The sequence below is a fragment of the Streptomyces paromomycinus genome (assembly GCF_003865155.1).
Lineage (GTDB): Bacteria > Actinomycetota > Actinomycetes > Streptomycetales > Streptomycetaceae > Streptomyces > Streptomyces chrestomyceticus.
This window is the reverse complement of record NZ_BHZD01000001.1, coordinates 9,053,181-9,066,301: the sequence shown is the minus strand read 5'-3', so window position 1 is coordinate 9,066,301 and position 13,121 is coordinate 9,053,181. Positions and strand designations below refer to the sequence as shown.

General features: G+C 73.4%; 12 protein-coding genes. 11 read left to right on the top strand and 1 reads right to left on the bottom strand.

Translation table 11 applies throughout. The annotated features are described in order from the left end of the window. Positions 1 to 21 precede the first annotated feature (21 nt). Complete coding sequence (locus OEIGOIKO_RS38485; RefSeq protein WP_371859005.1) at positions 22 to 189, bottom strand: DUF5133 domain-containing protein; 168 nt, start codon at positions 187 to 189, stop codon at positions 22 to 24. A gap of 267 nt (positions 190 to 456) precedes the next feature. Between OEIGOIKO_RS38485 and OEIGOIKO_RS38480 the strand changes: the two genes are divergently transcribed. The 11 genes from OEIGOIKO_RS38480 (at position 457) to OEIGOIKO_RS38430 (ending at position 13,079) form a co-directional block, all read left to right on the top strand. Continuing rightward, positions 457 to 1,251: an SDR family NAD(P)-dependent oxidoreductase gene (locus OEIGOIKO_RS38480; protein WP_125057926.1), complete on the top strand. Its 795-nt coding sequence runs from the start codon at positions 457 to 459 to the stop codon at positions 1,249 to 1,251. 32 nt (positions 1,252 to 1,283) lie between these two features. Continuing rightward, positions 1,284 to 2,594 (top strand): erythromycin esterase family protein, encoded by a 1,311-nt coding sequence (locus OEIGOIKO_RS38475; protein ID WP_125057925.1) that lies wholly within the window; start codon positions 1,284 to 1,286, stop codon positions 2,592 to 2,594. A gap of 96 nt (positions 2,595 to 2,690) precedes the next feature. Continuing rightward, complete coding sequence (locus tag OEIGOIKO_RS43325; RefSeq protein WP_246177837.1) at positions 2,691 to 3,965, top strand: helix-turn-helix domain-containing protein; 1,275 nt, start codon at positions 2,691 to 2,693, stop codon at positions 3,963 to 3,965. A gap of 374 nt (positions 3,966 to 4,339) precedes the next feature. Beyond that, entirely contained in the window at positions 4,340 to 5,101 is a 762-nt protein-coding gene (locus OEIGOIKO_RS38465) for a DeoR/GlpR family DNA-binding transcription regulator (RefSeq protein WP_031000158.1), read from the top strand. Positions 5,102 to 5,358: 257 nt separating this feature from the next. Next, entirely contained in the window at positions 5,359 to 6,696 is a 1,338-nt protein-coding gene (locus OEIGOIKO_RS38460) for an ABC transporter substrate-binding protein (protein ID WP_170252096.1), read from the top strand. Then, positions 6,677 to 7,672, top strand: coding sequence for a carbohydrate ABC transporter permease (locus tag OEIGOIKO_RS38455; RefSeq protein ID WP_125057924.1), 996 nt, complete (start codon positions 6,677 to 6,679; stop codon positions 7,670 to 7,672). Before OEIGOIKO_RS38460 ends, OEIGOIKO_RS38455 begins: the two co-directional genes overlap by 20 nt. Further along, positions 7,669 to 8,535, top strand: coding sequence for a carbohydrate ABC transporter permease (locus tag OEIGOIKO_RS38450; protein WP_125057923.1), 867 nt, complete (start codon positions 7,669 to 7,671; stop codon positions 8,533 to 8,535). Before OEIGOIKO_RS38455 ends, OEIGOIKO_RS38450 begins: the two co-directional genes overlap by 4 nt. After that, positions 8,532 to 9,524: a zinc-dependent alcohol dehydrogenase family protein gene (locus OEIGOIKO_RS38445; protein WP_125057922.1), complete on the top strand. Its 993-nt coding sequence runs from the start codon at positions 8,532 to 8,534 to the stop codon at positions 9,522 to 9,524. The genes OEIGOIKO_RS38450 and OEIGOIKO_RS38445 overlap by 4 nt, the downstream gene beginning before the upstream one ends. A gap of 140 nt (positions 9,525 to 9,664) precedes the next feature. Further along, on the top strand, positions 9,665 to 10,345 hold the full coding sequence (locus tag OEIGOIKO_RS38440; RefSeq protein ID WP_125057921.1) for an alpha/beta hydrolase: 681 nt from the start codon (positions 9,665 to 9,667) through the stop codon (positions 10,343 to 10,345). Positions 10,346 to 10,737: 392 nt separating this feature from the next. Continuing rightward, a complete protein-coding gene (locus OEIGOIKO_RS38435; protein ID WP_246177835.1) occupies positions 10,738 to 11,763 on the top strand; it encodes a GNAT family N-acetyltransferase in 1,026 nt (341 codons plus the stop codon). Then, complete coding sequence (locus tag OEIGOIKO_RS38430) at positions 11,760 to 13,079, top strand: extracellular solute-binding protein (RefSeq protein ID WP_125057920.1); 1,320 nt, start codon at positions 11,760 to 11,762, stop codon at positions 13,077 to 13,079. The genes OEIGOIKO_RS38435 and OEIGOIKO_RS38430 overlap by 4 nt, the downstream gene beginning before the upstream one ends. Positions 13,080 to 13,121 lie beyond the last annotated feature (42 nt).

Sequence of the window (13,121 nt, the reverse complement as noted above, 5' to 3'; positions counted from 1 at the left end):
GAACGGCGGGCGGCGCGCGTGTCAGGCGGCGAGGAGGAAGTCCTCCCGTACGCCTGTGCCGGGCAGCCGGTGCCCGGCCGCGACCAGTGCCGCATCAACATCCTTCGTTCCGGTGGAAACGCACAGCGAGCGGGCGAGGCCGTGCCCCGTCCCGCGCGGCTCAGGACTGCCGTCCTCAGCGCGCAGCACCCGCGGTGTCCGTACTGCTCGACGCAGGTTACCCAACACCACCGGGTGCGCCAACAACATCCTTTTCCCCTTCCATCACATGATCGCCTTCATGCATCGCCGCAGCTACCCGCCTTACGGGACTTCATGCAGCACGGAGGGGGAGATACATCACACGCCTCATGACACCCCCCGTGTCCCGCGCGCCCCGTACACCGGACGCGCCGCACCCGCGATGCTGGCAGCGGACGTACACGACAGCGACGCACCAGCGAAGGGAGCCCGGACATGCACATCGACCTCTCCGGCCGGACGGCCGTGGTGACGGGTTCGTCCCAGGGCATCGGCCACGCCATCGCGACCGGTCTCGCGCGGGCGGGCGCGGGCGTGGTGCTGACGGGGCGCCACTCCGGGCGGCTCGACGAGGCCGCCGGGCAGCTGCGCGACACGGTGCCCGGCGCCACGGTGACCGGCGTCCCGGCCGACCTCGCCACCGAGGCCGGCGCGCGGGAACTCCACTCGGCCGTACCGCACACCGACATCCTCGTGAACAACCTCGGCATCTTCGGCGCGCGCCCGGCCCTGGAGATCACGGACGACGAGTGGCGCACCTACTTCGAGACCAATGTGCTCAGCGCGGTCCGGCTGATCCGGCAGTATCTGCCGGGTATGACGGAACGCGGCTGGGGACGCGTACAGAACATCGCCAGCGACTCCGCGGTCGTGGTGCCCGCCGAGATGATTCACTACGGGATGTCCAAGACGTCCCTGCTGGCCGTCGCGCGGGGCTTCGCCAAGGAGGCCGCCGGTACGGGCGTCACCGTCAACTCCGTGATCGCCGGGCCGACGCACACCGGCGGTGTCGAGGACTTCGTATACCAGTTGGTCGACCGTGACCTTCCGTGGGACGCTGCGCAGCGCGAGTTCATGCGGACGCATCGCCCGCAGTCGCTGCTGCAACGGCTCATCGAGCCCGAGGAGATCGCCAACATGGTCGTGTACCTCAGCTCGCCGCAGGCGTCGGCGACCACGGGCGGCGCACTGCGCGTCGACGGCGGTTACGTGGACTCGATCCTGCCCTGACCCCACCGACCGCAGAGGAGCGAGCGCCCGAGATGCCCGACACCCACCACGACCGGCACCAGGCCGCCGACGGCGGAAGCCGGTTCAGCGGACAACTCCGCGAGCGGACCGCCGTGCTCCGCACCCTCGACCCCGAGGAGCCGCTGGACGATCTGGAGCCGCTGCGGGCGCTCATCGGTGACGCCCGGGTCGTCGCGCTCGGCGAGAACTCCCATTTCGTCGAGGAGTTCGGCCTGGCCCGCGAACGCATGCTGCGCTTCCTCGTCCAGCGCTGCGGATTCACCGTCCTGGCCTTCGAGTTCGGCTTCAGCGAAGGCTTCGCGCTGGACGCGTGGGTCCAAGGACAGGGGGCCGAGGAGGACTTCGCGCGGCAGACCGCGGCGGCCGTCCCCATCGGGCTGTCGGGGCCGCTGCACTGGCTGCGCCGTCACAACCGGACCGCGACCCCGCCCGTACGGTTCGCCGGTGTCGACGTGCCCGCGGCCGGGGGCTCCCTGCTCCCGGCCCTGGCGCCGGTCGCCGAGTACCTCCGCGAGGTCGATCCGGACGGCCTGCCGCTCGTGCAGGACGCCATGAAGACCGCCGAGCGGTTCGGCGCCGCCTCCATGGCGCTCGCCGCACCCGCCTGGTCCCGGCTGGGCACCGACGAGCAGGACGCCCTGAGCGCGGCGCTGGTGCGCCTGCGAATCCGGCTGCGCGCCATGGAACCGCTGTACGTCGAGCGCGGCGGCCGGCGCGAGTACGACATCGCGCTGCGCCGCGCCGAGGCGGCGTGCCACACCGACCACCAGTTCCGCGCCATGGCCGCGCTGTACGCGGGCGGCGGCTCACCGGCCGACACCTCGTCCCGTGAGGTGTTCATGGCCGACTCGGTCCGGTGGCTCCTGGACCGCGCCGCGCCGGGCACCCGTGTCGTGCTCCCCGCGCACAACGCCCACATCCAGCGGACCTCCGTCTCGTTCGACGGCCGCCTCACGGGGCTTCCCATGGGCCTGCACCTGAGCCACGCGCTGGGCGAGGACTACTTCGCCCTCGGTATGACCAGCGTGCACGGCCGGACCGCCGAGATGCACCTGGACGAGAACACCGCCTTCGGCTTCCGCGTCGAGGACACCGCGCTCGGCACACCGGAACCCGGCAGCGTCGAGGCCGCCTTCGAGGAGGCCGGGCTCGGGGCCGGCATCGGCCTCGCCGGGCTGCGGGACCTGCGAGGCACGGACGGCTCCGGCGGTCCCGACCGCATCCGTATGCAGAGCGGCTATCTGCACACCCCCGTGGCCGAAGCCTTCGACGGCATCCTGAGCGTCCCGTCCTCCACCGTGGTCGACGATCTCGGCTTCTGAGCGACGCCCTGCCCCGATGCCGGGACAGCGGCCGGGAGCGGGCGGCACAGTGGAAGCCGGTGGCCCGTGCGGGGCTCGCCGGGGGCGGAGGCCGTCATGACGTACCGGCTGGTGGTGGCACGGGAGGCGCGGAGCCGGCTGAACGCCCTGCGCCGCGACGACACCCGGGCGGCCCGGCTCGTCGGGGAGGCGGTCACCGCGCTCCTGGAGCAGGGGCCGCGGCTGGGGCCTCCCCTGGTGCTCCCGGTCGGGGCCTCCCTGCGGGCGGGCGAGCCGCGGGAGGCCCTGGACTACTGGTACCAGCGCCAGCTCACCCTGCTCCAGAAGGTGCGGCGGGCGGTGACCGAGACGGCCACGTGCCGCCGCCAGCTCGACCAGCACATCGCCGAGTTGACGAAGCGTTCCCGGCGGCTGGCCGACTTGGGAGCGCAGGCTGCCGCATCGGGCCGGAGAGACCTCGCAAGGGAGGCGAAGGAGCACTGGTCGGCGGTGCGGCACCAGCAGGTACTGCTGGGAGAGTCCCGCGCCGACGTCCGCGAGCGGGAGGCCGCCCTCCTGGGAATCAGCCGGCGGGTGCAGAACGAGGTCGACCTCTTCCGGTCCCGCAGGGCTGGGGTGGAGGCGGTCCAGCGGGCCGGGCGCGCACAGCAGGGTGTCCATGAGGCGTGCGGCGAAGCGGACGGGGCGGCCGATGCGGACGCAGCTGCGTGCGCCGCTGCGGACGGCGCGGTCGCCATGGCCCGGGCGGCGGCCTGCGACATGGTCGCCGATGCCGAGCGGCTGGAGCGTGCGGTCCAGGAGCCGCTGGGGGCCCGGCCGTCGGAGACGGAGCTGTACGAGCTGCGGCTCCGCGCGCTGACGGGCCGGGACCTGCGGGTGCTGTGCACCGTCGAGGCCGGGAAGGCCGCCGGGGGCACCGGAGCCGCCGAGGCCGTGGTGCTGCTCGCCGTGGCCGCGGACCATACGCAGTGGTGGGAGTGGTACGCGTACGCCCTGCCACTGGCCCGCAAGCGCCTGGCCAGGCGGGAATCGGCGGGCCGGGAGCCCGGCGCGGAGGACGAGAATTTCTGCGGCGGCGGAGACTTCCTCCGCGACTGGTACCCCGGCCGGGACGAGGACCGGCACCGCGGCGCGGCGTCGCTCACAACGCGGAACCGGGGGCAGCGGCTGGCGACGGTGCGCCGCCACCGGGGGCTGACTCAGGAGCAGCTCGCCGTGCGGATGGGTGTTCCGGCCGCCCGGGTGGCGGCGGTCGAGGAGGGTGGACCGGGCAGCATGGAGGTGCGCACCCTGGTGGCCTATGTGGCGGCGCTGGGCGGCCGGCTGGAGATCGTCGCGGATTTCGACACGGAGCGGTTGGTCCTGGGCTGAGACCCCGGACGGTCCTGGGCTGAGACCCCGGGCAGTCCTGTACGGCCGTGGGCAGTCCTGGACGTTCTGGGCGGTTCTGGATGTTTTGGGCGGTCCTGAGCGGTACGTCGTGGGCCGGATCCGGTGCGTCCGCTCACCGGGGCCGGAGGCCGCGTACCGGAGAACGGGCGCGCGGAGGAGGCGAACGGGCCGGGGCAGGGCGCCGCGGCCCGTAACGGCGATACCGAAGCGGGCCGAAGCGGGCGGGTTTTGCGCCGTGACGGGCATCGGAATGCGCCCTTCTGCTTGCTATAAACCTGGTGCCGGGCGGAAACGGGCAGGACGATGACCGAACGGAACGCCGTGGAACCGAGGGAACCGAGCAGGAGTGCGCCGTGAGAGCCGAGGAACGCCAGCACCGCATCCTCGTGCTGGCCCGCCAGGCCGGCCGGGTGGACGTGACGGACGTCGCCGGGGAGTTCGGGGTGGCGCGCGAGACCGTCCGGCGGGACCTGAGCGAACTGGAGCGGCGCGGTCTGGTCCGGCGGACGCACGGGGCCGCTTACCCGGTGGAGAGCGCGGGTTTCGAGACGACGCTGGCCCGGCGGGAGACCCAGCAGGTGGCGGAGAAGCGGCGGATCGCGGCGGCCGCCGCGCAGCTCGTCGGCGAGGCCGAGACCGTGTTCGTCGACGAGGGGTACACGCCGGAGCTGCTGGCGATGCTGCTGCCCACCGACCGGCCGCTGACGGTGGTGACCTCCTCGCTGCGCACCGCGTCGCTGGTCTCCGCGTCCGACACGACCACCGTGCTGCTGCTCGGCGGCCGGGTGCGGTCCGGCACGCAGGCCGCGGTGGGTTCCTGGGCCCGGGACATGCTCGCCGGGTTCGTCATCGACCTGGCGTTCCTCGGCGCGAACGGGGTGTCGCGGGAACACGGCCTGACCACCCCCGACCCGGCCGTCGCCGATGTGAAGGCGCAGGCCGTGCGGTCGTCGCGGCGGCGGGTGCTGATCGGCGTGCACAGCAAGTTCGGGGCGAGCAGTTTCTGCCGGTTCGCGGCCGTACGGGACCTGGACACGATCGTCACGGACACCGGGCTGTCCGCCCCTGAGGCCCACCGCTACACCCTGCTGGGCCCGCAGGTCCTGCGGGTCTGACGACAGCACGCGCCCCACACATCACCCGCACCACGCGCGAGGAGTACACGCCGTCCCGCACAGGCGTGCGCTCCGGGCGCGCGGGCCGCCGTGCGCGCGGACCCGCGCTGCCGCGCGTCCCGGGCCGCACCGTCCGGTGCGTTCCCGGCCTTTCCCCACAGCCCCCAGCAGAGAGGTGTCGAGCCGTGCGAGCACGATCTCCCGGAAGGACCGGCCGGCCACGGCGGTCCTTCCCACCGGCCGGACGGCGTGGCCCGCTGGGCCTGGCGGCCGTCGTGGTGGCCGTCTCCCTGGCCCTCGGGGGCTGTTACCGGGGCGCCGGTGCCCTCGGCAACGAGGGCCGCGACACGATCAACGTCCTGATGGTGAACAACCCGCAGATGGCGGACCTGCAACGGCTGACCGCCGAGCACTTCACCAAGAGCACCGGCATCAAGGTCAACTACACCGTGCTGCCCGAGGACGACCTGCGCGACAAGATGAGCCAGGACTTCTCCAGCCAGGCCGGCCAGTACGACGTGGCCAGCCTCAGCAACTACGAGACGCCCATCTACGCCCGCAACGGCTGGCTGACCCCGCTCGGCGACCGGGCCGCGCGGGACACCGGGTACGACCAGGCGGACCTGCTCGCCCCCGTACGGAAGTCGCTGACCGCCGCCGACGGAAAGGTCTACGCGCAGCCGTTCTACGGGGAGTCGTCGTTCCTGATGTACCGCAAGGACGTGCTGCGGGACCTGGGGCTGACGATGCCCGAGAAGCCGACCTGGAAGCAGGTCGCGGCGCTCGCCGCGAAGCTCGACGGCGCGCGCCCGGGCATGAAGGGCATCTGCCTGCGCGGCCAGCCCGGCTGGGGACAGCTCGCGGCGCCGCTGACCTCGGTGGTGAACACCTTCGGCGGCACCTGGTTCACCAAGGACTGGCAGGCCCGGGTGAACAGCCCGGAGTTCACGGCCGCCACCAGTTTCTACGTCGGCCTGCTGCGCACGCACGGGCAGGCGGGCGCCCCGCAGGCCGGGTACACCGAGTGCCTGAACGACATGCAGCAGGGCAAGGTCGCCATGTGGTACGACGCGACCGCCGGCGCCGGTTCGCTGGAGAGCGGCGAGTCCAAGGTCGCCGGGAAGGTCGGCTACGCGCCCGCGCCGGTCGAGCGGACGGCGAGTTCGGGCTGGCTCTACACCTGGGCGTGGGGCGTGCAGAAGGCGAGCACCCACCAGGACGCGGCCTGGAAGTTCATCTCCTGGGCCTCCGGGAAGGACTACGAGCGGCTGGTGGGCGAGCAGTTGGGCTGGTCGAAGGTACCGGCCGGCAAGCGTGCCTCCACCTACCGCGACCCCGAGTACCTGCGGCACAGCGGGGCGTTCGCCGCCGCCACGAAGAACGCGATCAGCTCGGCCAGGCCCGACGATCCCGGAGTGCAGCCGCGGCCTGCGCCCGGCATCCAGTTCGTCGGCATCCCCGAGTTCTCCGATCTGGGCACCAAGGTCTCGCACGAGGTCAGTTCGGCGATCGCCGGGCGGCAGAGCGTCGCCGAGGCGCTCGACAAGAGCCAGCGGCTGGCAGCGGAGGTGGCCCGTGCCTACCAAGAGCGCTGAGACGCGCAACGAGCCCGGCGGCCGGAGCAACACCCGGCGGCCGAGCAGTGCGCCGCGCCCCCGCGGGGGCGCGGGAACCGCCCGGCGCGCCGCGGGCTGGGCCCGCCGCGCCCCGCTGCTGCCCGCCCTGGTCTTCCTGGTCGTGGTGACCCAGCTCCCCTTCGTGGCCACCGTCGTCATCTCCTTCACCCGGTGGAACGCGCTGGCCCCCGACAACAAGGGCTTCGCGGCCTTCGACAACTACCAGGCCGTCTTCACCGATCCCGCGATGCGCTCGGCCATCTGGACCACGGTCCTGCTGACCGTGACCGTCGTCCTGGGCAGCCTCGTCCTGGGCCTCGGCCTCGCACTGCTGCTGGACCGCAAGTTCCGGGGACGCGGCGTGGTCCGTACGATGCTGATCACCCCGTTCCTGGTCGTGCCGGTCGCCGCGGCGCTGCTGTGGAAGCACGCGCTCTACAACGCCTCGTACGGGCTGATCAACGGCACGCTGACCTGGATATGGAAGCTGTTCGGCAGCGCCGACCCGCCGCAGCCGGACTGGATGACCGCCTCACCGCTGGCGGCCGTCGAGGTGTCCCTGATCTGGCAGTGGACGCCGTTCATGATGCTGATCCTGCTGGCCGGGCTGCAGAGCCGGCCCGCCGACGCGGTCGAGGCGGCCCGGGTGGACGGTGCCACCGCATTCGACGTGTTCCGCTACCTCACCCTCCCCCACCTGCGCCGCTACCTGGAGCTGGCCGCGCTCCTCGGCACCATCTACGTGGTGCAGAACTTCGACGCGGTGTTCACCATCACCTCGGGCGGCCTGGGCACCGCCAACCTCCCGTACACCATCTACCAGACCTTCTACCAGGCCCACGACTACGGACGGGCCTCCGCGCAAGGCGTCGTGGTCGTCGTCTGCTCCCTGCTGGTGGCGACCTTCGCGCTGCGCACCGTCTCGTCCCTGCTCCGTGAGGAGGTCACCCGATGAGCGCGAGTACGGTACGGGGCGTCGCGCCCGCCGAACGGCGACGGCGGCGCACCGGAAGTCTGCTGGGCCTGGCGGCCTGGCTCTGCGGCATCGCCTTCTTCCTGCCGGTGGCGTGGATGGTGCTCACCTCCTTCCACAGCGAGACGGACGCGGCGACCAACCCGCCGAGCGTCGGCGCCGGGCTGACGCTGCACGGCTACCGCGAGTTCTTCGGGGCGGGCACCGGCATCAGCCCCTGGCCGCCGCTGGTCAACTCGCTGACGGCGTCGGTGGCTTCCACCCTGCTGGTGCTGGCGCTCGCCGTCCCGGCGGCGTACGCGCTCTCCATCAAGCCGGTGCGCAAGTGGAGCGACGTCCTGTTCTTCTTCCTGTCCACCAAGATGCTGCCGCTGGTGGCCGGGCTGCTGCCGGTCTACCTGATCGCGCAGAACACCCGGATGCTGGACAGCATCTGGCTGCTCGTCATCCTCTACACCTCGATGAACCTGCCGATCGCGGTGTGGATGATGCGGTCCTTCCTGGCCGAGGTGCCGGTGGAGATGCTGGAGGCGGCCTCCATCGACGGTGCCGGGCTGCCGACGACGCTGGTGCGCATCGTCGCGCCGGTCGCGCTGCCCGGCATCGCGGCCACCGCGCTGATCTCGTTCATCTTCAGCTGGAACGAGCTGCTGTTCGCGCGGGTGCTCACCGGCATCGTCGCCGGGACCTCACCGGTCTTCCTGACCGGGTTCGTGACCAGCCAGGGCCTGTTCCTGGCGAAGGTGTGCGCCGCCGCCACCGTGATCTCCCTGCCGGTGCTCGCCGCCGGGTTCGCCGCCCAGGACAAGCTCGTCCAGGGCCTCTCGCTAGGAGCCGTGAAATGAAGGCCGCAGTCATCAGCGCCCCGGGCCGCGTCGAGGTCACCACGGTCGGCGATCCGGCGCCCGGGCCGCGGGAGGTCGTCGTGGACGTCGCGGGCTGCGGGCTGTGCGGCACCGATCTGCACATCCTCCAGGGCGAGTTCGCGCCGAAGCTGCCGGTGGTGCCCGGTCATGAGTTCGCCGGTACGGTCGTCGCCGCCGGGGGCGAGGTCACCGGGCTGGCCGAGGGCGACCGGGTCGCCGTCGACCCCTCCCTGTACTGCTACGCGTGCCACTACTGCCGCATCGGCCGCAACAACCTGTGCGAACGGTGGGCCGCCATCGGGGTGACCACGGCGGGCGGCGCCGCCGAGTTCGCCGTCGCGCCGGCCGCCAACTGCGTGAAGCTGCCCGAGCACGTACGGACCGAGGACGCGGCCCTCGTCGAGCCGCTGTCCTGCGCCGTACGGGGTTACGACATCCTGCGCTCCCAGCAGCTCGGCACCCATGTGCTGATCTACGGCTCCGGGACGATGGGGCTGATGATGCTGGAGCTGGCCAAGCGCACCGGGGCGGCGGGCGTCGACATCGTCGACGTCAACCCGCAGCGGCTGGCCACCGCGCGGCAGCTCGGGTGCAGCGACGCGGCGGCCTCCGCCGACGAGCTGGACCGGCCGCGCGGCTGGGACGTGGTCATCGACGCCACCGGCAACGAGCGCGCCATCCAGGACGCGCTGGGCCGCGTCGGCAAGGGCGGCACGTTCCTGCAGTTCGGTGTCTCCGACTACGCGGCGCGCGCCGTGATCGAGCCGTACCGGATCTACAACCAGGAGATCACGATCACCGGTTCGATGGCCGTCCTGCACAGCTACGAACGGGCCGCCGAGCTCTTCGCCGCGGGCGTCCTGGACCCGGACGTCTTCATCAGCGACCGGCTGCCCCTCGATCAGTACGCGACGGCGCTGGACCGCTTCAAGGCGGGTCAGGGCCGGAAGATCCTGGTCACGCCCTGACCGGAAGGTCCGGGGCACGCTCCGGAGCCGGGACCGCCGTCCCGGCTCCGGGCCGTTGTCAGACCCCTGCGGCATGATGCGGTGGTGGGCCCGGAACGCCGTCGGGGCGGGCCGGCCCACCGCGCTCAAGGGGGATGAGCATGGCGAGCGAGAAGTGTTTCGTCCTGATCCCGGGGGCCGGGGGCGTTCCCTGGCACTGGCACCGGGTGGCGGCCGAACTACGACGCCACGGCCACAACGTGGTCGCGGTGGACCTGCCGAACGACGACCCGGCGGCGGGTCTGGCGGAGTACGCCGACGCGGTGGTCCGGGCCGCCCGCGGCCGTACGGGGGTCGTCCTCGTCGCCCATTCGCTGGGCGGGTTCACCGCGCCGCTGGTGTGCGGGCGGATACCGGTGGAGCGGATGGTGCTGGTGGCGGCGATGCCGCCGGCGCCCGGCGAGGCACCGGGCGCGTGGTGGGCGAACACCGGCCATGCCGCGGCGCTGGCCGAGCGGGAGCGGCTGGACGGCGGCCCGCCCGACGAGGACGCGCTCTTCTACCACGACGTACCGCCCGAGCTGGCGGCCGAGGCGCGATCCCGGGAGCGCGCGCAGTCCGGCGGCCCCTTCGGCCGTCCGTGGCCGCTCTCCCACTGGCCGCGGACCCCGACCTCCTTCCTGCTCTGCCGCGACGACCGGTTCCTGCCCGCGGCGTGGCTGCGGGGCCTGGTGCGGGAGCGGCTGGGCATCGAGCCGGAGGAGATGGACGGCGGCCATGTCCCGCTCCTCAGCCGTCCCCGGGAGCTGGCGGAGCGGGTGATGCGGTTGAGCGGAGGCTGAACCGGGGCTGGGGGTCGAGGGCGGGGCCGGGGCCGGGGTCGAGGTGGGTGAGGGCGGGGCTGGGGCCGGGGCGGGGCCGAGGGGCGGGAGGTCGGGGCGAAGTGGTGCGGTCCGGCCCGGGGCGAGGCTGAGAGGCGGGAGGTCGGGGCGAAGTGGTGCGGTCCGGCCCGGGGCGAGGCTGAGAGGCGGGAGATCGGGGCGAAGTGGTGCGGTCCGGCCCGGGGCGGGGCGGCCTGCCTGGCCGGGAGCGGGCCAACCGGGGGATTGCCGGGGGCTGATCGCCGTCGGTGCGCACGTCCTGGAGGCGGTGGTGCGCGAGGTGTTGGAGCCTGGGCGGAAGGCGGGGACCATGGCCCTGCCGGCTCGTACGGGATCTGCACGAGAGGACGCCGATGGACGACGCGACGCGGCCCGGGTCCGGTGGCGGGCTCGCTCGCGGTGGCCGGGCCGGGGTGCGGGGGCGGATGCGGGTGCGGGACTTCGCGCCCGGGGACGGGGCGCCACTCCTCACGGCGTGGGCCCGCAGCACGCCGTACGATCCCGTGTCGCGGGAGCGCTTCCGCCGGCAGGTGCTGCTGGATCCGAACTTCGATCCGGCGGGGCTGCGCGTCGCCGTGCGGGACGGTGCGGTGGTCGGGGCCGCGTACGGGGTACGCCGGACGGTCGCCCTGGCCGGGGACGATCTGGAAGCGGAGCAGGGCTGGATCCCGTTCTTCTTCGTGGACCCGGCCGCCCGCCGCGCCGGGCTCGGGCGCCGGCTGCTCACCGACGTGCTCGACTGGCTCGCCGGGCACGGCCGCACCCGGGTGGACTTCGCCTCGTACACACCGCACTACTTCCTGCCCGGCCTGGACCGTGCCGCCTACCCGGAAGCCGCCCGGCTGCTGGCGGAGCTGGGCTTCCGGCCCAGGGGCGAAGCCGTCGCGATGGACCGCTCACTGGTCGGCCACCGGGTGCCCGACGCGGTGCGCGAGCGGGCCGCCGCCCTGGCCGCCGAGGGCTACCGCTTCGGCACACCCCGGGATGACGACCTGGTGGGGCTGCTGCGGCTGGCCGGAGAGGAGTTCGGCCCCGACTGGCCGTGGGCGATCCGCCGGGCGCTGGACGGCGGGGCGCCGCCGGACCGCATCGTGACGGCTCACGATCCGTCGGGCCGGGTCGTGGGGTGGGCGATGCACGGGGCGTACGAGGGGCTGGTGGAGCGGTTCGGGCCGTTCGGGGTACGGGCGGACCAGCGCGGCACCGGCCTGGGCAAGGTGCTGCTGCACCTGACACTGGAGCGGATGCGGGCGGCGGGCGCGCACGGTGCGTGGTTCCTGTGGACGGGCGAGCGGAGTCCGGCCGGGCAGCTGTACAGATCGGCGGGGTTCGGCACGACCCGTACGTTCGAGATCCTGCGGCGGGAGGTACGGCCATGAGGCGGCGCCGGGTGCTGGCGGGGCTGGCGGGAGCGGCGGTGACCGCGGCGGGCTGCGGCGCCCCGGGCCGGAGCGGGAGCGGCCGCCCCGGCGACCCCGTCGTGCTGACGCTGCTGTCGCACTATGCGACGGAGCCGCTGAAATCGGCGCTCCAGCGGACGGTCGACACCTGGAACGCCGGGCACGACCGGGTGCACGTCCGGACCACGGCGGTCCGTTTCCAGGATCTGCTGACCACCTTGATGGTCCGGCAGGCCGCGGGGCAGGGCGCGGACATCATCCACCCGTACAGCCTGTGGGCCGGTCAGCTCGCGCAGGCCGGGGTGGTGCGGCCGGCCCCGCCGGAGGACGCCGCCCGGATCGCGCGCGGCTTCGCGGGCGCCGCGGTCCGGGCGGCTTCGGTACGCGGCCGGATCATCGGTTATCCCACGGAGGTGCAGTCCTACGCGCTGTACTGCAACAAGCGGCTGCTGCGCGCGGCCGGGGTGGCCGGGCCGCCGCGCACCTGGCGGGAGCTGGAGGAGACCGCGTACCGGACGGCGCGGCGCGACCGGCACGGCAACACGCTCGTACAGGGCTTCGGGCTGTCGCGGACCGATGACGCGACCGTGGTGAACCAGACCCTGGCGCTGCTGGCCTCCCGTGGCGGATCGTTCCTCCACCCGGACGGCGCGCGCAGTGCCCTCGGCTCCCCCGCCGGCCGGGCCGTCTTCGCGCTGGAGCGCCGGCTGATCGACCGGGGCGCGAGCGACCCCGGCATCGACCTGATGAAAGCTTTCCCCGCAGGGCGGGTGGCGATGGCGGTCAGCGGCGCCTGGTGGACCGGCAGCCTGCGGCAGACGATGGGCCGGGACTACCGCGATGTCGCGGTGGCGCCGGTCCCGGGACCCGAGCCCGGCAACCGGGGCACGGTCACCACCGGCTTCCTGCTGGGCGTCAACGCCAAGAGCCGGCATCCGCGGGAGGCCTGGGAGTTCCTGCGCTGGCTGAACGACGAGGTGGTGCCGGCCGGCCCGCGGGCGGGCCCGGCCGCCGCGGTGCGCGCCACCCGGATGAGCGTCCTGCAGATGTCGGTCGGCACGATGACCGGCCGCACCCGGGACATGCGGGGCCTGCTGGCCGCCGGCGGCGACCCGAACCTGGGCCCGTTCGTCGACGCGCTGGACTACGCCACGCCGGAGCCGAACGGGCCGCGCGCGCAGAAGGCGAAGGCGCTGCTGCGCAAGAACATCGAGGAGATGTGGACCGGCCGCCTGTCACCGGACGGCGCTGTCCGCAATGCCGTACGCCAGGTCGACCAGGAACTCTCCCGCTGACCGCGCGCCCCGCCCCTCGGGCCCTCACCCGTCGGCCCGCCC